Annotated in this window: 23 protein-coding genes; 10 read left to right on the plus strand and 13 right to left on the minus strand. The window is 62.2% G+C overall.

What is annotated here, in order from left to right:
* Positions 1–67 precede the first annotated feature (67 nt).
* The 5 genes from CAG25_RS01145 to CAG25_RS01165 form a co-directional block, all read right to left on the minus strand.
* Positions 68–1,306, minus strand: coding sequence for a heme biosynthesis protein HemY (locus CAG25_RS01145; protein WP_064600328.1), 1,239 nt, complete (start codon positions 1,304–1,306; stop codon positions 68–70).
* Positions 1,303–2,445 (minus strand): uroporphyrinogen-III C-methyltransferase, encoded by a 1,143-nt coding sequence (locus CAG25_RS01150; RefSeq protein ID WP_085612053.1) that lies wholly within the window; start codon positions 2,443–2,445, stop codon positions 1,303–1,305. The genes CAG25_RS01145 and CAG25_RS01150 overlap by 4 nt, the downstream gene beginning before the upstream one ends.
* 16 nt (positions 2,446–2,461) lie before the next feature.
* Complete coding sequence (locus tag CAG25_RS01155) at positions 2,462–3,229, minus strand: uroporphyrinogen-III synthase (RefSeq protein ID WP_085612054.1); 768 nt, start codon at positions 3,227–3,229, stop codon at positions 2,462–2,464.
* Positions 3,226–4,167 (minus strand): hydroxymethylbilane synthase, encoded by a 942-nt coding sequence (hemC, locus tag CAG25_RS01160; RefSeq protein WP_074690023.1) that lies wholly within the window; start codon positions 4,165–4,167, stop codon positions 3,226–3,228. The genes CAG25_RS01155 and hemC overlap by 4 nt, the downstream gene beginning before the upstream one ends.
* Positions 4,168–4,305: 138 nt before the next feature.
* Complete coding sequence (locus CAG25_RS01165; RefSeq protein WP_039765284.1) at positions 4,306–5,052, minus strand: LytTR family DNA-binding domain-containing protein; 747 nt, start codon at positions 5,050–5,052, stop codon at positions 4,306–4,308.
* A 473-nt stretch (positions 5,053–5,525) separates the two neighbouring features.
* Here CAG25_RS01165 and argH point away from each other — a divergent pair, with 473 nt between their 5' ends.
* The gene (argH, locus tag CAG25_RS01170) at positions 5,526–6,920 is read left to right on the plus strand and encodes an argininosuccinate lyase (RefSeq protein ID WP_085612055.1); all 1,395 of its coding nucleotides are present in this window, start codon (positions 5,526–5,528) and stop codon (positions 6,918–6,920) included.
* A gap of 127 nt (positions 6,921–7,047) precedes the next feature.
* Here argH and CAG25_RS01175 read toward each other — a convergent pair whose 3' ends face one another.
* Positions 7,048–7,707 (minus strand): glutathione S-transferase family protein, encoded by a 660-nt coding sequence (locus CAG25_RS01175; RefSeq protein ID WP_064600340.1) that lies wholly within the window; start codon positions 7,705–7,707, stop codon positions 7,048–7,050.
* A 123-nt stretch (positions 7,708–7,830) separates the two neighbouring features.
* Between CAG25_RS01175 and CAG25_RS01180 the strand changes: the two genes are divergently transcribed.
* The 3 genes from CAG25_RS01180 (at position 7,831) to CAG25_RS01190 (ending at position 11,590) form a co-directional block, all read left to right on the plus strand.
* A complete protein-coding gene (locus CAG25_RS01180) occupies positions 7,831–8,115 on the plus strand; it encodes a hypothetical protein (protein WP_085612056.1) in 285 nt (94 codons plus the stop codon).
* 191 nt (positions 8,116–8,306) lie between these two features.
* Positions 8,307–8,552 (plus strand): TIGR02647 family protein, encoded by a 246-nt coding sequence (locus CAG25_RS01185; RefSeq protein ID WP_007951883.1) that lies wholly within the window; start codon positions 8,307–8,309, stop codon positions 8,550–8,552.
* Positions 8,553–8,746: 194 nt separating this feature from the next.
* Positions 8,747–11,590, plus strand: a complete 2,844-nt coding sequence (locus CAG25_RS01190; protein WP_085612057.1) for a class I adenylate cyclase — start codon at positions 8,747–8,749, stop codon at positions 11,588–11,590.
* A 6-nt stretch (positions 11,591–11,596) separates the two neighbouring features.
* On the opposite strand, the gene rnk is transcribed toward CAG25_RS01190, so the two are convergent.
* From rnk to cyaY, 3 genes are all read right to left on the minus strand, one after another.
* Positions 11,597–12,007, minus strand: coding sequence for a nucleoside diphosphate kinase regulator (gene rnk, locus CAG25_RS01195; RefSeq protein ID WP_064379882.1), 411 nt, complete (start codon positions 12,005–12,007; stop codon positions 11,597–11,599).
* Between the two features lie 128 nt (positions 12,008–12,135).
* Positions 12,136–12,360 (minus strand): DUF1289 domain-containing protein, encoded by a 225-nt coding sequence (locus CAG25_RS01200; protein ID WP_064600343.1) that lies wholly within the window; start codon positions 12,358–12,360, stop codon positions 12,136–12,138.
* Between the two features lie 4 nt (positions 12,361–12,364).
* Positions 12,365–12,697, minus strand: coding sequence for an iron donor protein CyaY (gene cyaY / locus CAG25_RS01205; RefSeq protein ID WP_007951887.1), 333 nt, complete (start codon positions 12,695–12,697; stop codon positions 12,365–12,367).
* A 239-nt stretch (positions 12,698–12,936) separates the two neighbouring features.
* Here cyaY and CAG25_RS01215 point away from each other — a divergent pair, with 239 nt between their 5' ends.
* The 6 genes from CAG25_RS01215 to CAG25_RS01240 are packed head-to-tail and all read left to right on the plus strand — an operon-like array spanning position 12,937 to position 17,544.
* Positions 12,937–13,110, plus strand: a complete 174-nt coding sequence (locus tag CAG25_RS01215) for a lipoprotein (protein ID WP_082934452.1) — start codon at positions 12,937–12,939, stop codon at positions 13,108–13,110.
* Between the two features lie 9 nt (positions 13,111–13,119).
* Complete coding sequence (gene lysA, locus CAG25_RS01220) at positions 13,120–14,367, plus strand: diaminopimelate decarboxylase (RefSeq protein WP_007951889.1); 1,248 nt, start codon at positions 13,120–13,122, stop codon at positions 14,365–14,367.
* 4 nt (positions 14,368–14,371) lie between these two features.
* A complete protein-coding gene (dapF, locus tag CAG25_RS01225; RefSeq protein WP_011336523.1) occupies positions 14,372–15,202 on the plus strand; it encodes a diaminopimelate epimerase in 831 nt (276 codons plus the stop codon).
* Between the two features lie 13 nt (positions 15,203–15,215).
* On the plus strand, positions 15,216–15,941 hold the full coding sequence (locus CAG25_RS01230) for a DUF484 family protein (protein ID WP_007951894.1): 726 nt from the start codon (positions 15,216–15,218) through the stop codon (positions 15,939–15,941).
* Positions 15,942–15,943: 2 nt separating this feature from the next.
* Positions 15,944–16,843: a tyrosine recombinase XerC gene (xerC, locus tag CAG25_RS01235; RefSeq protein WP_085612059.1), complete on the plus strand. Its 900-nt coding sequence runs from the start codon at positions 15,944–15,946 to the stop codon at positions 16,841–16,843.
* On the plus strand, positions 16,840–17,544 hold the full coding sequence (locus tag CAG25_RS01240) for an HAD family hydrolase (RefSeq protein ID WP_085612060.1): 705 nt from the start codon (positions 16,840–16,842) through the stop codon (positions 17,542–17,544). Before xerC ends, CAG25_RS01240 begins: the two co-directional genes overlap by 4 nt.
* Before the next feature lie 65 nt (positions 17,545–17,609).
* On the opposite strand, the gene sutA is transcribed toward CAG25_RS01240, so the two are convergent.
* From sutA to glnK, 4 genes are all read right to left on the minus strand, one after another.
* Complete coding sequence (sutA, locus tag CAG25_RS01245; protein ID WP_007951900.1) at positions 17,610–17,936, minus strand: transcriptional regulator SutA; 327 nt, start codon at positions 17,934–17,936, stop codon at positions 17,610–17,612.
* Positions 17,937–18,038: 102 nt separating this feature from the next.
* Positions 18,039–18,464 carry a secondary thiamine-phosphate synthase enzyme YjbQ gene (locus tag CAG25_RS01250; RefSeq protein WP_085612061.1) on the minus strand — a complete coding sequence of 142 codons (426 nt, stop codon included), beginning with the start codon at positions 18,462–18,464 and terminating at the stop codon, positions 18,039–18,041.
* Positions 18,465–18,679: 215 nt separating this feature from the next.
* Positions 18,680–20,017 carry an ammonium transporter gene (locus CAG25_RS01255; RefSeq protein WP_007951904.1) on the minus strand — a complete coding sequence of 446 codons (1,338 nt, stop codon included), beginning with the start codon at positions 20,015–20,017 and terminating at the stop codon, positions 18,680–18,682.
* 37 nt (positions 20,018–20,054) lie between these two features.
* Positions 20,055–20,393 (minus strand): P-II family nitrogen regulator, encoded by a 339-nt coding sequence (gene glnK, locus CAG25_RS01260; RefSeq protein WP_002555808.1) that lies wholly within the window; start codon positions 20,391–20,393, stop codon positions 20,055–20,057.
* Positions 20,394–20,790 lie beyond the last annotated feature (397 nt).

Consider the following 20,790-nt stretch of genomic DNA (forward strand, 5'->3'; position numbering starts at 1 on the left):
AGAGGATTTACCGGTAACAATTCAGTCACCGGGAAAGAAATGGAGGAGCAACGCTCCCCCTTTCTGATCATGCTCGAGCGGCTACCGGCAATGGTGCAGCCAGCAGGCGCTCATCCAGCATACCGAGCCCTTCCTGGAACAGCAGATTGCTGCGCTCGGTGTCACCGAGCCGGGCCAGCAGACGCGCCAACTCGGCGCACGCTTCCGGATTGCGCTGCACTCGCAGACTGCTTTCCAGGTAGTCCCGCGCCTTGCCCCACAGACTGGCTTGCAGGCACAGGCGTCCCAGCGTCAGCAGCAGGCTGGCATCGCCCGGATGATCCTTGAGCCATCCCTCGGCTGTCTGCAACTGACGCGCCGGATCGCTGCCACGCACCAGACCGTAAAGGCGCGCCAGATGACTGTCGTACTTGCGCTTGAGCGCCGTGCGCAGCACTTCTTCCGCTTCGACCTGAGCACCCAGCTGGCGCAGCTGCTCGGCGTAGGCCAGCACCAGTGCCGGCTCCTGGCGCTGGGCAGAAGTCAGTTGCTGCCAGGCGCGGTTGAGCGACTGTAAACCGACTGCGCCGTCCTCTTCACGCTGGGCCGCGAGGGACAGGTTTTCCCCCCAGGCGCGACGTTCGAGTTCGGTCAGTTCGGACGGTGGCAGGACTTTGTCCTTGCGCAGCTCCGGCAACAGCCTAATCACGGACGACCAGTCACCGCGCTGCTGATGCAGGCGCTGCAACTGGCGCAGGGTCTGGACATTGTGCGGATGGCGTTCATGCATCGCCTGCAAAGTGACCAGCGCCCCATCGGTATCGCCACGATCGGTCTGCAACTGCGCATGGCTGAGGGCGATCGCCAGCTCGGCCTGCGGCTGACGCTCGAGGGCACGCTCCAGCAGGCGATCGCTTTCCTCGTAATGACCTTGTTCGTTGGCGGCGCGGGCGGCGCCCAGGTAATACAGCAACGGTTGACGCTCGGCTTCGGCGGCCCGGTAAAGATGACGCTGGGCGCTGGCCCAGCGCCCTTCGGCCAGGTCGAGCTGACCATGCTCGATCGCCACCTGCACACGGCGGCTGCGGTTACGACGCGACCACGGATTGACCACTCCGCCGGAGGTCAGTACCAGCTCGACCAGCGCCTTGATGCCCCAGACCAGCAGCCAGAGCACCGCCACCACCGCCAGGGTCGCCCAAAGGCTCGATTCATAACGAAAGCTTTTGTAGGCGACCAGCACGTAACCGGAATGCTCGGCAATCGCCAGGCCCAGCGCCGCCGTCGCCGCGATCACCAGAAACACGATCACATATAGGCGCTTCATGGTGTCGCCTCCTGCGCGGTGCTGGCAGCCGGTTTGGCGAAGGGTTTCACCGAGTCTTCGGCGTTGACGTTGCGGCGCTCCAGATAGGCCTGCACCGCACTTAAGGTTCCAGCGAGATCCGGCGTGTTGACGGTAACCGGTTGCTTGCTCAATTCCGCGACCTGCTCGAGCATGATTTTGCTCTGCGGGTTGTCCGGATTGAAGTTGCCCGTGAGGACGTCACGCGCTTCGGCCAGCGCCTGGGTGTACACCGGCGCCTGACCGTTGAGCGCAGCCCATTGCGCCTGCTCGAGCGAAAGGCTCAGGGCCAGGCGCACCTGGCTCAGGCTCTGGCCTGCAAGCAGCGGCCGGACGTTTTTGTCAGCGTTGAAATCGATGCGGATGTAGCGCGATATCTGATCCCACCACTGCGCCCAGCGACTGGCGCCGTCGCCATCGGAGGTCAGGCCCAGCAGTGAATCGCCGCGATCCTTGTATTCCGGCGCCAGCTCGGTGAGGCCGACGACCTGATCGCGCAAGGCGCCCAGGCGCAGGAACAGCCCGGTGCGATCCGGCTGCTCGGTACTGCGCAGCGCTACCAGGGTTTTCGCCACTTGCTCGCGGGCGGCGAACGAGCCGGGATCATTCTGCTCGCGCAGGATTTCATCGGCACCCTGAACTAGCGCCTGGGCGCTGCTGATGTCCTGCAGGGCGGAAAGACGCAGGCTGGCCAGCCGCAGCAAGTGCTCGGCCTCGGCCAGCCGCCAGTCCTTGCGGCTGGCGCCGAGGACCGTTTCCAGACGCTGGTTGAGGCGTTGCTGATCGCCCTGAAGCTGGGTCACTAGACGCTGGCGTTCGGCAAGTTCATCGGCACCGGGCAATTGCCCGAGGCGCTCGGTCAGTCGTTGCTCGTTGAGCTTCAGGGTCTGTGCCTGATCGTTCAACGCCTGAACCTGATTCAACTGATTCTGAGTGCTGGTCTGCAGGTGTCGCACCTGCCACACACCCCAGCCACCCACCGCAACACCGGCAGCGCCGAGCAGCAGCGCGAGTATGGCCAATCCGTTGCCTCGGCGCGGTTCCGCGGCCGGTGGCGGTGCATCAACCGGTGCATCGATCACAGGTTGAACGTCATCTTTAGGCAAGGCTGTTTCGCTCACGTATCCATCCTTTGCATTAGAGAACGGGCACGGGATGCTCCCGTAACGCCGTCAGCAAGGCCGCGGCACTGGCGCCGCGACAATCCACAACTGTTCGGGCCCCGGCGGCACTGGCCTGCTCGGCAACCCTTGGGCTTGGAACAAACAACGGCAGCCGCGCAAGTGCAGGCCAGCTGTCGCCGGCCAGTTGGCGCAGGTGCTCAAAACCCTGTCCACTGCTGACCACCAGCCCGTTCAGGCGTTCCGCTGCAATCCTGCGGGGCAGCTCCTGCGGCGGATAGTCCGGCAGGTCGCGACGGTACAACTCCAAGTATTCGACACTAGCACCAAGCGCGCGCAGGCGCTCGGCCAGCAGCTCGCGTCCGCCCTCCCCACGCAGAATCAACACCTGCGAACCGGGCACGACCACCGCCTCAAGCAGACGCGGCAATTGCAGCAAGGCCTCGCTGTCGTCACCCGCGTCCGGGAAGCTCACATCCAGCCCCCGATCCCGAAGGATAGCGGCGGTCGCTGCACCCACACTGAACCACGGCATCGTAGGAGTCGCCAGGCCCAAAGAGTCGAGCAGATCCACCGCGATCCGCGCCGCTGGCTTGCTGACCACGATCACTGCGCTGTAACGCGGCAGTTGCGTGATTGTGCGGCGCATTGTGTCAGAGACCGGCAGTGGCGCGATTTCCAAAAGCGGCAGACAGCTGCTGAAAAACCCTTGTTCGGCCAGCACGGCGGCGAGCGCCGAGCAGTCTTCCGCCGGGCGCGTCAGCAGCAGGCGCCAGGCGGTCACTCGTGACCTGCCTCGCCGTAGACTGCCTTGAGAATATCGTCGGCGCCCTGGCTCAGCAGGTCTTCGGCCACCTGCACACCCAGGGTCTCGGCTGCCGCACGCGGCGCACGGGCTTGTGCGCTGAGCAGCTTGCCGCCACTCGGCTCGCCCACCAGACCGCGCAGCCACAACTGATCGCCCTCGAGCACGGCGTAGCAGGCGATCGGCACCTGGCAGCCGCCATTCAGATGTTTGTTGAGGGCACGCTCGGCGGTGACACGGTCAGCGGTGTCGGCGTGATGCAGGGGTGCGAGCAAGGCGTGGATTTCAGTGTCGGCGCTGCGGCATTCGATACCGACGGCGCCCTGGCCACCGGCCGGCAGGCTGTCATCGACGCTGATGGCCGAGGTGATGCGATCTTCGAAACCGAGGCGGATCAGGCCCGCTGCCGCGAGGATGATCGCGTCGTACTCGCCGGCGTCGAGCTTGGCCAGACGGGTGTTGACGTTGCCACGCAGGAAACGGATCTCGAGATCCGGACGGCGCGTCAGCAACTGCGCCTGACGCCGCAGGCTGGAAGTGCCGACGATGCTGCCGGCGGGCAATGCATCGAGGCTGGAATAAGTGTTGGAGACAAACGCGTCACGGGGATCTTCGCGCTCGCAGATGCAGAACAGACCGAGGCCTTCGGGGAAATCCATCGGCACGTCTTTCATCGAATGCACGGCGATGTCGGCTTCGTTTTCCAGCAGCGCGGTTTCCAGTTCCTTGACGAACAGGCCCTTGCCACCGATTTTCGACAGGGGCGAATCGAGCAGCTTGTCGCCGCGACTGACCATGGGCACCAGCGTCACCAGCAGGCCCGGGTGGGATGCTTCAAGACGGGCTTTGACGTATTCGGCCTGCCAGAGGGCCAGAGCACTTTTGCGGGTGGCGATGCGGATTTCGCGAGAGGACATGGATCAATCCGTACTGAATAGATACGGCGGATAATAACAGCTCAGCCAAATCCACTTTGACCTGAATCAGATACGGCGTGGCCTCCCTGGCCTGCAATGCCTGGTGAAATGAACAAAGAACCGCCCGGAGCCTGCGGACTAAAGCCCCTGCATCATTTTGCGCACACCCGCCACATGTCGACGGCTGACAATCAGCGCGTCACCGTTGAGGCCCTTGAGGAACAACTGGAAGTGGCCCAGCGGTGTGCGTTGCAGTCGCTCGATGCGGTCGCGGGCGACCAGCGCATTGCGGTGAATCCGCACGAAGCGCTCGCCGAATTCGTCTTCCAGCGCCTTGAGCGGCTCATCCAGAAGGACTTCGCCAGCTTCGTGGCGCAAGGTCACGTATTTGTGGTCGGCAATGAAGTACACCACCTGATCCAGCGGAATCAGTTCGATGCCTTTGCGGGTCCGGGCGCTGATGTGGCTGCGCGGGCCGTTACCGCTTTCGGCGGCAGGACGGGTCAGGGCCGAGAGTTGGGCCCGGTTGGGACGTTCAGCCCGTTTCAGGGCGTCATGCAGATGTTCGGTTCGCACGGGTTTCACCACATAGCCCACGGCGCTGGCCTGCAGGGCTTCCACGGCAAATTCATCGGGACCTGCGCAAAACACCACGGCTGGCGGGGTTTCGCGTTCGCACAGACGGGCAGCCACCTGCAGGCCATCGAGGCCCGGCATGCGGATATCGAGCAGTACGATATCCGGCTTGTGGCTGTCGATCAGTGCCAACGCCTCTTCGCCATTGGTGGCGCTGGGCTCCAGGATTGTGTAGCCCTCGAGCTCGCTCACCATTCGGCTGAGTCGCTCGCGGGCCAGTGGTTCGTCATCAACGATCAGGACATTCATATTGCGCTGGATTCCTGCGTGAGTCTCGCACAAGGATAGCGTAGACAAGTGGAGTGACGTCCGTCACCGCGATCCACGCTAAGACTAGCGCGAGCGCCAAAAAGTGCCGTACGTCGGCCGGCAATATTTGCCGACACCTGCAACGTACCGCCCGACGCCCGTCGCCGACTGCGTTTTACGCAGGGTATGCCAATGGCCAATACACCCACCCCTCTCTCTTCTTATAGTCGGTGGCCGGATCTTTGCCCGATCCGTGGTCACCCGACCCCTATGTCCTACTGTAGACGCTCGTCGGGCCGATATTGCTCAATCGAAAAATATCCTTGCGCAAATCCCCCGGGGACGCCGACAACTATGGCGGAGCGAATGAGAAAAAAACGTATCGACCAGTGTCAGCGACAGGATTGGCAACCCTGTTATTATCCGCGCCAGCGTTTCACGCCTTCTTTCTTCAAGCCGATACGAGCGAATTCATGAGCACTGACAAGACCAATCAGTCCTGGGGCGGCCGCTTCAGTGAACCCGTCGACGCCTTCGTCGCCCGCTTCACCGCCTCCGTCACTTTCGACCAGCGCCTGTATCGCCACGACATCATGGGCTCGATCGCCCACGCCACCATGCTGGCCAAGGTCGGTGTGCTGACGGATGCCGAGCGCGACAGCATCATCGATGGCCTGAAGACCATCCAGGGCGAAATCGAGGCCGGCCAGTTCGACTGGCGCGTCGACCTCGAAGACGTGCACATGAACATCGAGGCACGCCTGACCGACCGCATCGGCGTCACCGGCAAGAAGCTGCACACCGGCCGCAGCCGCAACGACCAGGTCGCCACCGACATCCGCCTGTGGCTGCGTGACGAGATCGACCTGATCCTGAGCGAAATCACCCGCCTGCAAAAAGGCCTGCTGGAGCAGGCCGAGCGTGAAGCCGCCAGCATCATGCCGGGCTTCACCCACCTGCAGACCGCTCAGCCGGTGACCTTCGGGCACCACATGCTGGCCTGGTTCGAAATGCTCAGCCGCGACTACGAGCGCCTGGTCGACTGCCGCAAGCGCACCAACCGCATGCCGCTGGGCAGCGCCGCGCTGGCCGGCACCACTTACCCGATCGACCGCGAATACACCGCGCAGTTGCTGGGCTTCGACGCCGTCGGCGGCAACTCGCTGGACAACGTGTCCGACCGTGACTTCGCCATCGAATTCTGCTCGGCCGCGAGCATCGCGATGATGCACCTGTCGCGCTTCTCCGAAGAGCTGGTGCTGTGGACCAGCGCACAGTTCCAGTTCATCGATCTGCCGGACCGGTTCTGCACCGGCAGCTCGATCATGCCGCAAAAGAAAAACCCGGATGTTCCGGAGCTGGTACGTGGCAAGACCGGTCGGGTATTCGGCGCCCTGATGAGCCTGTTGACCCTGATGAAAGGCCAGCCGCTGGCCTACAACAAGGACAACCAGGAAGACAAGGAACCGCTGTTCGACGCCGCCGACACCCTGCGCGACTCGCTGCGTGCCTTTGCCGACATGATCCCGGCGATCAAACCGAAACACGCGATCATGCGCGAAGCGGCGCTGCGCGGTTTCTCCACCGCCACCGACCTGGCCGACTACCTGGTTCGCCGTGGCCTGCCGTTCCGTGATTGCCACGAGATCGTCGGCCACGCGGTGAAGTACGGCGTCGACACCGGCAAAGATCTGGCGGAAATGAGCCTGGAAGAACTGCGCCAGTTCAGCGACCAGATCGAGCAGGACGTGTTTGCCGTGCTGACCCTGGAAGGTTCGGTAAATGCCCGTGACCACATCGGCGGCACTGCGCCGGCGCAGGTCAAGGCTGCCGTGGTTCGCGGTCAGGCGCTGATCGCCAGCCGCTAAAAGTCAAAGCTTCGCGAGCAAGCTCGCTCCCACATCTGATCTGCTGCGAACACCGAACAGGTGTCCAATCGAGATCAAGTGTGGGAGCGGGCTTGCTCGCGAAAGCTATCTCGAAAACTCCAAAAAATTACTTCTTCGCTGCGATCATCGCCAAAAACGCCGGCATCGCCGCATCCTTGTCCGCCGCAATCTTCTGCACGTGCGGATTCTGCTCAAGCCGCTCCAGCAGTGCCTTGGCCTTCGGCATCTGCGCCAGCAAATCCAGACCGAACAGCTTGTGCCCCACCGCAACTGCCAACGGCACGCTGTAGAGGAAGTACAAATCCGCAATAGTCAGGCTGTCGCCCGCCACATACGGAGCGAACTTGCCGTGACGTGCCAGCGCCGCGAAACCCAGCAGCAATTCAGCCTTGGTTTTCTCCTTGATCGCCTCCGGGAGTGCCATGCCAAAAAACGCCTCGCCATAGCAGGCACGGGCCGGCAGTTCGATATACAGCTCGATCTCCTTGGCCACTGCCAGCACCTGAGCACGGGCAAACGGCTCGGCCGGCAGCAGTGGAGCACCCTTCTGGGTGCTTTCGAGGTATTCGAGCATCACCATCGTTTCATTGATGTAGCCACCTTCGGCCCCCAGCACCGGCACCTTGCCGCGCGGGCTGATGGCCAGGGACTCCGGCGTTGGCGTCGGGTAGAACGTGACCTCTTCGAACGGCAGGTCTTTTTCCAGCAGCGCCAGCTTGACCATGTTGTAGTAGTTGCTGACGGAGAATCCATAGAGTTTGAACATCACATAGCCTCCAGGCCGTGCGGGGTGGGCAGTGCCTGTTTATAGATCGCCCCGGGTATTCGTGCCAGCAGCATCACGCTGATGAATGCGGGTAAACTGGCGCCTTTCCTTGAGGAGCCTGCCATGAGCGAGCCGACTGACATCGACAATGATGAAGAAGAGTTCACCGAATCGACGCTGATCGAAGCGATCGAGAACCAGATCGAAAGCGACAACCCGCCAGCGGCCAAGGCAACCTTCAACAAGCTGACGCTGGTCGGTTACGAACGCGATGAAATCCTGAATCTGATGGCCCACGTGCTGGCCTGTGAAATCGACGCGATGCTCGACGAAGACCGCGCGTTCGATACCGAGTGGTACGAAACCGCGCTGCGCGCACTGCCCGAGCTGCCACCGGAAAAGCAGTAAACGGCCCCGCCCTGTGGGAGCCCGCCTGCTCCCACACAATTTGTCACCCATCTGCGCGACCTTCTGCCGCTCCCTGACTACACTGGAATCCACCCCGGGACAAAAACCCTGACACGCGCACTGGACAGGCCACGCCGGCAGGTTCACCTTAGGGGCGCTGTCGTCCAATTCCTAGAAAGTCTGGAGTCCTTATGTCGCTTACCCCTGAGTTGGTTGCCGAACTGGAAGTCCTCGCACTCTTCAACCTGGACAGTTCCCAGGAAGGTCTGAAAATTCATCAGACCGCTGCCCCGAAGCACATTGCCGCCGCACAACGCCTGTTCGAAAAAGAACTGACAGACCAGCCTGATGGCGGTTACCTGACCAGCCTCGGTCGCGATGCCGCACAAAACGTGCAAACCGTACTGACGATTCTCAAAGAGCAGCAAACCGCCTGACCCTCCCGACTTTGCCCACGGAAACCCCTGCCACGGGATTTCCGCGGGCCAGCCATGGACGTCGTCCATGGCCGCGCGATAGAAATCTGACGTCAAAAAACAAATTCAGCTTAAAACTCCTGCCGCTCAGGCGCTAAACTCCCGGACACCCGAGACCCCTTGCCTCCGAGCCCTGCGCGCCGGTTTGAGCCGACATGACCCGCACCCATGAAATCCGCCCCGACCTCGACGAAGGCATCGACCGCAAGGTACTCAGCCAGCTACGTGCACGCTTTCTGAAACTCAATGAAGGCCGCCTGAACCGGGCGCGGGAAGGCCTGTCGACGCGCCAGCAAAGTGTGCTGACGTTGCTGCCGCTGTTTTTTCACGTTAATCATCCGCTGTTGCCGGGTTATGTCTCGGGCAGCACGCCGGCCGGGCTGTCGAATTACGAACCGGACGCCGAGACGCTCGCCGAAGCGCAGCGCCTGACCCGCTCGTTCTCCTACAAGCCGCGTCACGGCAGCAACCCGCCACGACCGATTCACGGCCTGTTCCTGATGGGCAGCCTCGGCACGCTGGCCCAGGCGGACCAGAGCGACATGGACGTGTGGGTCTGCCACGCCCCCGACCTGAGCGACAGTGAGCTGGCCGAACTGCGCAAGAAGTGCCAGTTGCTCGAAACCTGGGCCGCGAGCCAAGGGGCCGAGGCGCACTTCTTCCTGATCGACCCGGTGCGTTTCGTCAAAGGCGAACGCGACACTCAACTCAGCTCCGAAGATTGCGGCACCACCCAGCACTATCTGCTGCTGGACGAGTTCTATCGCACCGCGATCTGGCTCGCCGGCCGCACGCCGATCTGGTGGCTGGTGCCGGTCTATGAAGAACATGCCTACGACGCGTACACCCACACCCTGATTTCCAAACGTTTCATCCGCAACGATGAAACCCTCGACCTGGGGCCTATGGCGCACATTCCGCCGGGCGAATTCGTCGGCGCCGGACTGTGGCAACTGTTCAAGGGCATCGAATCGCCTTACAAGTCCGTGCTCAAGCTGCTGCTGACCGAGGTCTACGCCAGCGAGCACCCCCAGGTGCAGTGCCTGAGCCTGCGCTTCAAGCAAGCGGTGTTCGCCAACCGGCTGGATCTCGACGAGCTGGATCCGTACATGGTGGTCTACCGCCGGATCGAGGAATACCTTACTGCGCGCAATGAGCCGGAACGCCTTGAGCTGGTTCGACGGGCGCTGTACCTCAAGGTCAACCGCAAGCTCACCGGCAACAGCCGAACCCAGAGCTGGCAGCGCTCACTGCTGGAAAGACTGGCCAGCGAATGGCATTGGGATCAGCGGCAACTGGCGCTGCTCGACAGCCGCAGCCAGTGGAAAGTCCGCCAAGTCAGCGCCGAACGCCGGGCGCTGGTCAACGAACTCAATTACAGCTATCGCTTCCTGACCCAGTTCGCCCGCGCAGAGCAGACCGTCAGCCTGATCAACAAGCGCGACCTCAACGTTCTCGGACGGCGCCTGTATGCGGCGTTCGAGCGCAAGGCGGACAAGGTCGAGTTCATCAATCCCGGCATCGCCCCGGACCTGGCCGAAGACACGCTGACCCTGGTGCAATCGCCGAACAAAAAGGAACCGGGCCAGACCCAGTGGGGCCTTTACAACGGCAGCCTGACCGCGCTGGAGTGGGAACACTTCGCACCGATCAAGCGCAGCCGCGAGTTGCTGGAATTGTTGACCTGGTGCCACCGCAACGGCGTGATCGACAGCAGCACCCGACTGGCCCTGCACCCCGGCACCAGCGACATGAGCGAGTTCGAGCTGTTCAACCTGCTCGGCAGCCTGCAACAGAGCATTCCCCTACCCTTGCCGACCGTTGCCGAAGAACCGCTGCTGCGCGCCGCCGTACCGAACGAAGTCTTGATGCTGGTGAATGTCGGGGTCGATCCGCTCAAGCATCACCGCGACCTGAACATCCTGATGACCACCGAGCGCACGGACTCCCTGAGCTATGCCGGTGTGCGCGAGAATCTGGTGCTGACCCTGGATCAGGTCACGCTTAACAGCTGGAACGAAGTGCTGGTCAACCGCTTCGACGGCCCGCATGCCCTGATGGACTGCCTGCGCGATTACCTCAACAATCTGCCGCGCGGAGCGCAACAGCCCTCGCTGCGAGTGCGCTGTTTCTGTCACAACCGCGCGCAATTCATCGCGCGCCGGGTGGAAGAAATTGTCGACACCGCGCAGACCCTGTTGCTCAGCGACCTGAATCACCGCTACCTGATCCAGGTGCAGCAGCATTACCACGTTCTGGAACTGGTGCCGGGTCAGGTCAGCCATGTCGCCCTCGCCACCCTGCCGGCGCTGCTCGATTACCTGGGCGAGGAACAGCCGCGCTACAGCCCGCTGCACCTGGACCCGATGGCGCTGGAAGACCACGACCTGGCGTTGATCCTGCCGATGGGCCAGCCCGAATGCATTCAGGTGTTCTACCGGATCACCGAACAAACCGCCGAGCTGTACGTGCTCGATGAGTTCAACGCGCTGTGGCAACAGCACTTGCCCTTTCACGACGAGCAAAGCCTGTTGGTGCCATTGCAGCGGTTCCTGCAGTCAATCCAGTTCCGTCGCGAAGCGCTGCTGCCGATGGATTCGGGCCATGCCGCCAGTCTTGAAATCTTGTATTACCAGTTATTGCCATCAGGGCCGGGACGCGCGCGACGGGTCGAAATGCACCCGGCGCCGCAGACACCGGTCAACAAACCGTTCTACGACGTGCAGGCGATCGTCGGCAAAGCCGCACCCGGCGAAGTGCAGGTCACGCTGTATTGCAATCAACGGGAATTCAGCGAGCTGGAACATGGCGACCAGCTGTTCAGCGTGGTCGCCCGGGAGATCGTCGGGCAGCGCCGGGAAACCGAGCGCTACCGCTGCTACATCACCGACCTGGACCTGTCGGGCGTGATCGGTGACGGGCAGAGTTCAAGCAATCTGTATCTGCGCTACAAGGCCGACCTGGAACGCTCTCTGAACGAGGCGCTCGAGCAGGTCTGAAGCGGGTTACTCCGGGAAATCACCGCCGTTGGCCGGCTGCGATTCGACTTCGAGCAAAGTCAGTTTCAGGGTCTTGCCACCCGGAGCCGGCCAGTCGATGTGCTGACCAACCTTCAGGCCCAGCAGCGCACTGCCGACCGGGGCCAGGATCGAGATTTTGCCTTCGTCGGCGTTGGCGTGCTTCGGATAGACCAGGGTCAGGTGGTAGTCCTTGCCGCTGCTTTCTTCGCGGCAGTGCACACGGGAATTCATCGTCACGACATCGGCAGGCACTTCATCGTGACCGACCAGGGTATCGGCGCGGTCCAGTTCGGTTTGCAGCGCGATCACACCCGGCAGCGTGTCATCCAGGCTGTCGATCAGGCGCTCCAGACGTTGCACGTCCAGACGAGTAAGGGTGATGGAAGGTGCGGTCATGATCCGGGCAGACTCCTTTCTTCTGCACACAAAAAAAGCAAAACCCCGCCAAAAAAGACGGGGTTTTCACCAGGCCTCGATGGGTTGAGGCGTTTCGGGACACTATCACAGCTCAAAAAATATACAAGCTACGCTCCGGTGAGCTGCCGGCGCTGAGCCGCTTGCGCACAAATCACCCGACGGCGCTCGTCATCGGCCGAACGCCACTCGCGAATGTCTTCGACATGGCGCATGCAACCGAGGCAGACCTTCTGCTCATCCAGCCGGCACACGCCGGTGCACGGCGAAGGCACGGCCGGGCTCACGTTGCTGTAGAGCGGCTTCGGCGGACGGACGGGCGCGGTATCAGTCACGAAATCACAGGCCTTCGAAATCGAATTCGGTGCCAGCCTGCTGCTTGACGATGCGCTCGAGCATTTCGCCCAGCTGTTCTTCGCTCTTGTCGCACATCCAGCGTTCGCTTTCTTCGTCGTAGTCGAAGTGGAAACCACCGGACACCGCGGCCAGCCACAGCTGACGCAACGGTTCCTGACGACTGAAGATCAGCTGGGTGCCGTTCTCGAACTTGACGGTCAGCACACCGGCCGAGTTCTCCATGTCGATGTCCAGGTCGCTGTCGTCGAAGATGTCTTCCAGTTTTTCCTGGGTTTCATCGACCAGATCGTGGAAACGGGCTTCGGACAAACTCATTGCGGCAACCTCAAAAAATGTCTGATCAGGCTCAAGCGCCGCAAGATACGGACGCTGTCAGCCGATTGCAAAGGATAACGACCAAGCGCCCTGCCCGGCGACGAAATATCCACCCGCCACGCGGGAAAAGTTTCCGCGCCGCAGCCCGAGCCCCGCCGGACGGGAGTTCCGTCGCATAGGCAAGCTGCCGGGTGGCCGGTATACTCCGGCGCAATTAACGCATTTTCAAGGATTTCGCCATGAAGCGCCTGATCTCTTCCCTTGCTGCGCTCGTCGCGGTTGCCTGCCTTGTTTCGGCTTGTGGTCAAAAAGGCCCGCTGTACCTGCCCGATGAAGATCAGGACCCGGCCGAGCAAGCCCAGTCTTCGCAAAAGCAGCCTGCCTCCAAGGCACACAAGCACGACGTTTACTAAGGGATCGCCATGGACGCTTTTAACTACCGTGGCGGGGAACTGTTCGCGGAAGGTGTGGCGCTGTCCGCCATCGCCGATCGCTTCGGCACTCCCACCTACGTCTACTCCCGCGCCCACATCGAGGCCCAGTACCTGGCCTACGCCGATGCGCTGGCCGGCATGCCGCACCTGGTGTGCTTCGCGGTCAAGGCCAACTCCAACCTCGGCGTCCTGAATGTCCTGGCCCGCATCGGTGCCGGTTTCGACATCGTCTCCCGTGGCGAGCTGGAACGTGTTCTGGCCGCCGGCGGCAGCCCGGACAAGATCGTGTTCTCCGGCGTCGGCAAGACCCGTGACGACATGCGCCGTGCGCTGGAAGTCGGCGTGCACTGCTTCAACGTCGAATCCACCGACGAGCTCGAGCGCCTGCAAGTGGTCGCCGCCGAGCTGGGCGTTCGCGCGCCGATCTCGCTGCGCGTGAACCCGGACGTCGATGCCGGCACCCACCCGTACATTTCCACCGGTCTGAAAGAGAACAAGTTCGGCATCGCCATCGCCGACGCCGAAGACGTGTACGTGCGTGCCGCGCACCTGCCGAACCTGGAAGTGGTCGGCGTCGACTGCCACATCGGTTCGCAACTGACCACTCTGCCGCCGTTCCTCGATGCCCTTGATCGCCTGCTGGATCTGGTCGATCGCCTTGGCGATTGCGGCATCCACCTGCGCCACATCGATCTCGGTGGCGGCCTGGGTGTGCGTTATCGCGACGAAGAGCCGCCATTGGCTGCCGATTACATCAAGGCTGTGCGCGAGCGTCTGGTTGGCCGTGATCTGGCGCTGGTGTTCGAACCGGGCCGCTTCATCGTCGCCAACGCCGGCGTGCTGCTGACTCAGGTCGAGTACCTCAAGCACACCGAGCACAAAGACTTCGCCATCGTCGACGCGGCCATGAACGACCTGATCCGCCCGGCGCTGTACCAGGCCTGGATGGACGTGACCCCGGTCAAGCCACGCGAGACCGCTGCGCGTACCTACGACGTCGTCGGCCCGATCTGCGAAACCGGCGACTTCCTCGCCAAGGAACGCGAGCTGGCGCTGGAAGAAGGCGATCTGCTGGCCGTGCATTCGGCCGGTGCCTACGGTTTCGTGATGAGCTCCAACTACAACACTCGCGGCCGTGCCGCCGAAGTGCTGGTGGATGGTGATCAGGCCTTTGAAGTGCGTCGCCGCGAAACCGTGGCCGAGCTGTTTGCCGGCGAAAGCCTGCTGCCGGAGTAAACCCATGCTGCTGCGTTTTACCAAGATGCACGGCCTGGGCAACGACTTCATGGTCCTCGACCTGGTCAGCCAGCACGCGCATATTCAGCCCAAGCACGCAAAAATGTGGGGCGACCGGCACACCGGCATCGGTTTCGACCAGTTGCTGATCGTCGAAGCGCCGAGCAATCCGGATGTGGACTTCCGTTACCGGATCTTCAACTCCGACGGTTCCGAAGTGGAGCAGTGCGGCAATGGTGCGCGCTGCTTCGCCCGCTTCGTGCTCGACAAACGCCTGACCGCCAAACGGCAGATCCGCGTCGAGACCAAGGGCGGCATCATCGAACTGGACGTGCGTAACGACGGCCAGATCGGCGTGAACATGGGCGCCCCGCGCCTGGTGCCGGCGGACATTCCGTTCCAGGCGCCGGAGCAGGCCTTGAGTTATCAGGTCGATGTCGACGGTACGCCGGTCGATCTGGCCGCGGTGTCCATGGGCAACCCCCATGCGGTGCTGCGGGTCAGCGATATCAACACTGCACCGGTGCATGAACTGGGGCCGAAAATCGAACACCATCCGCGCTTTCCGGCGCGGGTCAACGTCGGTTTTCTCCAGGTCATCGACCGCCACCGCGCACAACTGCGCGTCTGGGAACGCGGCGCCGGGGAAACCCAGGCCTGCGGCACCGGTGCCTGCGCTGCTGCTGTAGCGGCGATCAGTCAGGGGTGGATGGATTCGCCACTGTTGATCGACCTGCCGGGCGGGCGCCTGTCCATTGAGTGGGCAGGCCCCGGCCAACCGGTGTTGATGACCGGCCCGGCAGTGCGCGTATACGAAGGACAAGTGCGTCTTTGAGTGAGCAGAAGCCATGACCGATAAGCCTCAGGTACCCGCCCGACAGTCCGGTGAATCAGCGTCCGAGAGCCTGGAGGCGGCAGCGGTTGCCGCGTACCTGGAGGCTCATCCGGACTTCTTCGTCGAGCATGAAGAACTGCTGCCGTCCCTGCGCATCCCCCATCAGCGCGGCGATACCGTCTCGCTGGTCGAGCGCCAGATGGCCATCCTGCGCGACCGCAACATCGAGATGCGTCACCGCCTCTCGCACTTGATGGACGTCGCCCGGGACAACGATCGCCTGTTCGACAAGACCCGTCGCCTGATCCTCGCCCTGATGGACGCTGCCACCCTGGAAGATGTGGTGATCAGCGTCGAAGACAGCCTGCGCCAGGATTTCCAGGTGCCCTTCGTCAGCCTGATCCTGCTCGGCGATAACCCGGCCCCGGTCGGCCGCTGGGTGACCCACGCCGACGCGCAAACTGCCATCGGCGGGTTGCTCACCGAAGGCAAGAGCGTCAGCGGTAGCCTGCGTGAACACGAGCTGGACTTCCTGTTCGGCGAAGAGCAGCGCAAGCAGATCGGCTCCACCGCCGTGGTCGCCGTCAGCCACCAGGGCATCCACGGAATCCTGGCCATCGCCAGCCGTGATCCGCAGCACTACAAGAGCTCGGTCGGCACGCTGTTCCTCAGCTACATCGCCGAAGTCATGGGTCGCGTGCTGCCACGGGTCAACAGCTCCCTGCGCTCGGTACGCTGAACATGGAACGGCAACTGGACGCTTACTGCGAACACCTGCGCAGTGAGCGGCAGGTGTCGCCGCACACGCTGTCGGCCTACCGCCGCGACCTCGATAAAGTCCTCGGCTGGTGCAACAAACAGAACATCGGCAGCTGGCAGGCGCTGGACATCCAGCGTCTGCGCAGCCTGATCGCCCGCCTGCATGCCCAGGGCCAGTCGTCGCGCAGTCTGGCGCGCCTGCTCTCGGCCGTGCGCGGGCTCTACCATTATCTGAATCGTGAAGGCCTCTGCGACCACGATCCGGCCACCGGCCTGGCACCGCCCAAAGGCGAGCGCCGGCTGCCGAAAACCCTCGACACCGACCGCGCCCTGCAACTGCTCGAAGGTGCGGTCGAGGACGATTTTCTCGCGCGGCGCGATCAGGCAATTCTGGAGCTGTTCTATTCCTCCGGCCTGCGCCTGTCGGAGCTGACCGGGCTCAATCTCGATCAGCTCGATCTGGCCGACGGCATGGTTCAGGTACTCGGCAAGGGCAGCAAGACGCGCCTGTTGCCGGTCGGTAAAAAGGCCCGGGAAGCGCTGGAGCACTGGCTACCACTGCGGGCGCTGACCAATCCGGCGGACGACGCCGTATTCGTCAGCCAGCAGGGCCGACGCCTTGGCCCGCGCGCGATACAGGTGCGGGTCAAACTGGCCGGCGAGCGCGAACTGGGGCAGAACCTGCACCCGCACATGCTGCGGCACTCCTTCGCCAGCCATTTGCTCGAGTCCTCCCAGGACTTGCGCGCGGTGCAGGAACTGCTCGGCCACTCGGACATCAAGACCACCCAGATCTATACCCACCTGGACTTCCAGCACCTGGCGGCGGTCTACGACAGCGCCCATCCACGGGCCAAACGCATGAAAGGCGACGATTCATGAGCATCCAGTTGATCACCTTCGACCTCGACGACACCCTGTGGGACACCGCCCCGGTGATCGTCAGCGCCGAAGCGGTTTTGCGCGAATGGCTGAGCGAACATGCGCCGAATCTGGGCGCGGTACCGGTGGAGCATCTGTGGTCGATCCGCGAGCGGGTATTGGCCAACGAGCCGGGCTTGAAGCACCGCATCAGCGCGCTGCGCCGGCGAGTGTTGTTCCATGCGCTGGAAGAAGCCGGGTACGCCCACGGTGAAGCGTCGGATCTGGCAGACAAGAGTTTTGAAGTGTTTCTGCATGCGCGGCATCAGATCGAGGTGTTCCCGGAGGTCGAGCCGATCCTGGAAACCCTCGCCAAACACTACGCTCTCGGGGTGGTCACCAACGGCAACGCCGATGTCCGTCGTCTCGGACTGGCGGACTACTTCAAGTTTGCGCTGTGCGCCGAAGACATCGGCATCGCCAAGCCGGATGCGCGCCTGTTCCATGAAGCGTTGCAGCGCGGTGGCGTGAGCGCCGAAGCCGCCGTGCATATCGGCGATCACCCGGGGGACGACATCGCCGGGGCGCAGCAGGCCGGTCTGCGAGCGATCTGGTTCAACCCCGCCGGCAAGGTCTGGGAAGCGGAGCGCCTGCCGGATGCCGAGATTCGCAGCCTGAACGATCTGCCCGCGGTGCTCGCCCGCTGGAACAGTCTCGGCTAGTTTTCTTTCGCCCATGAAAAAGCCCGCAGCGACGGCGGGCTTTTTCAGCAAGCAAGCGACACGCCTCAGATAGGGCGGCTGCCGTACTTGTTGTCTGGCTTCTTGGGCGGATCGGCGACCACGTTGGCCTCCACTTCCTGAACCTTGCCACCGCGCGCAAGGAACTCTTCCATGGCCTTGGCCAGGGCATCGCGCTCCTTGTTCTTGGCTTCGATGCTCGGCAACTCGTCGACCGATACCGCAGCCTTGGCCTTGCCTTTGGCAGCCGGGGCCGGCGTATCGTCACCGCCATCGTCTTCAGCAACGTCTTCCGCTGCTGCTTCCAGACCGTCTTCGGCCTCGTCTTCGTCGCCTACTTCGAGGTCGTCGTTTTCCAGATCATCGTCGCTCATGTTCTACCTCATGACTTGCGAAAAGCAGATTAGTTATAGACCAGCTTTGGCGACTGTCGAAAGTCGCCGGAAAAAAATCGGTAACCATTGGTGACCAACGGTTTATGCCCCTTCACCGTGCAAGGTGGCGAGGACTTTACGGGCACCGCCATGATCACGGTGCTCGCCCAGGTAAACGCCTTGCCAGGTGCCCAGTGCCAGTCGGCCCGCCGTTATCGGCAAACTGATCTGACAGCCCAGCACGCTGGCCTTGAAGTGCGCCGGGAGGTCGTCCAGGCCTTCGTCGTTATGCTCATAGCCGTCTGTTCCTTGTGGGATCAGACGATTGAAAAATCGTTCGAAGTCGCGACGTACCGCCGGATCGGCGTTCTCGTTGATGGTCAACGACGCCGAGGTATGCTGCAGCCACAAATGCAACAGACCGACCCGGCATGCCTTGAGTTCAGGCAGACCGGCGAGCAACTCGTCCGTCACCAGATGAAAGCCCCGGGGCCGTGCCCGCAGGGTTATCAGAGTCTGTTGCCACATACAGTTCTCCGCACGTTCGGGGCGCATTCTAGCGCGCTCTGGAAAAAAACAAAGGCCCTAATATTCCTTCAATGATGTAAGCCTTTGGCCGCAGAAAAACACTCGTCGTAAACACGACCAAAGCAGTACGAAAAATCCTTTCAGCTGTATCAGGGAAGACAAATTCCAGATAAAAAAATGCCCGGCAAGCCGGGCAAGTTTTTTGCGGCGCGTGCTTACAGGTTGTAGCCGCGCTCGTTGTGTTGTGCCAGATCCAGGCCGACCGATTCTTCTTCCTCGGTCACACGCAGACCCATCACGGCATCCAGCACCTTGAGGATGATGAAAGTGACGATGGCGGTGTAGATCACGGTGAAGCCGACGCCTTTGCACTGAATCCAGACTTGTGCGGCGATGTCGGTGACGGTGCCGAAGCCACCCAGCGACGGTGCAGCGAACACACCGGTCAGGATCGCGCCGAGGATACCGCCGATACCGTGCACGCCGAAGGCGTCCAGGGAGTCGTCATAACCGAGTTTGCGTTTCAGGGTGGTGGCGCAGAAGAAGCACACCACGCCTGCTGCCAGACCGATCACCAGGGCGCCCATCGGGCCCACAGTGCCAGCGGCCGGAGTGATCGCGACCAGACCTGCAACGACGCCGGATGCGATACCCAGTGCGCTTGGTTTGCCGTGGGTGATCCACTCGGCGAACATCCAGCCCAATGCAGCAGCAGCGGTAGCGATCTGAGTGACCAGCATCGCCATGCCGGCGGTGCCGTTGGCGGCCGCAGCGGAACCGGCGTTGAAGCCGAACCAGCCGACCCACAGCATCGCCGCGCCCATCAGGGTGTAACCCAGATTGTGTGGCGCCATCGGAGTGGTCGGGAAACCTTTGCGTTTACCCAGTACCAGGCAGGCGATCAGACCGGCCACACCGGCGTTGATGTGCACCACGGTGCCGCCGGCGAAGTCGAGCACGCCCCAGTCCCACATCAGGCCGCCGTTGCCGGACCAGACCATGTGCGCGATCGGTGCATAAACCAGGGTGAACCAGATGCCCATGAAGATCAGCATCGCGGAGAACTTCATCCGCTCGGCAAACGCACCGACGATCAGCGCCGGAGTGATGATCGCGAAGGTCATCTGGAAGGTGATGAAGACCGCCTCGGGGAACAGCGCTGCCGGGCCGGTCAGGCTCGCTGGTGTGACACCGGCCAGGAACGCCTTGCCGAAACCGCCCACGAACGAGTTGAAGTTGACGACGCCCTGCTCCATGCCGGTGGTGTCGAACGCGATGCTGTAGCCATAAATGACCCACAGGACGCTGATCAGACCGGTAATGGCGAAGCACTGCATCATCACGGAAAGAATGTTTTTCGACCGCACCATGCCGCCGTAGAACAGCGCGAGGCCGGGAATGGTCATGAACAGCACGAGGGCTGTGGAAGTAAGCATCCAGGCAGTGTCGCCGGAATTCAGGACTGGGGCTGCCACTTCGTCTGCCGCCATGGCCAGGCCGGGCATTACGATAGACAACAGGGCTCCTAGCCCTGCGAATTTACGCAGAGTCATATTGTTTTCTCCTGGGGCGTTGGGTTTGTGGCGGCGTTTAGATCGCGTCGGTATCGGTTTCGCCGGTACGGATGCGGATCGCCTGTTCCAGATTGACCACGAAGATCTTGCCGTCACCGATCTTGCCGGTGTTGGCAGCCTTGGTTATCGCCTCGATAACCCGATCCAGATCCTTGTCGTCGATGGCAACGTCGATTTTCACCTTGGGCAGAAAATCGACCACATACTCCGCGCCGCGATACAGCTCGGTGTGACCCTTCTGCCGACCGAAGCCTTTGACTTCAGTAACGGTAATGCCCTGCACGCCGATTTCGGACAGCGACTCGCGCACGTCGTCCAACTTGAACGGCTTGATGATGGCAGTGACTAGCTTCATGAAACTCTCTCCCGAATTGGTGGACTTGCCCCAGGAAAACAAACCCGACTCAAGTCTAAGCGCAGTGCCTGGCTTTGTAACGCTTCGTTGTCGACGCCAGCTAACCGCTCCAGACGAAACTCCCCGCTCCGTCTGCCGCACTGCATTCGTCACAGCGACTGCATCAGTGCATGGGTCGAAGGTGACTAAGCAGAAAGCTTGCCATCTCGCCAAAAACCACTGATTTCAATCCCTTGGCCGCTGCCACAGATGCCATCACCCAAATGGCACTCCGGATACGCACAACAACGGTGCGTGGCCGTGCATCCCGTTGCGCGAAAAGCGTGCATCCGTGCCTGCGCCAATGACTATAGACACTGCGTGATACACTGCCGGCCATTGTTTCCAGGACATATCC

This window comes from Pseudomonas sp. B16(2017), from assembly GCF_002113205.1.
Taxonomy (GTDB): Bacteria; Pseudomonadota; Gammaproteobacteria; order Pseudomonadales; family Pseudomonadaceae; genus Aquipseudomonas; species Aquipseudomonas pharyngis.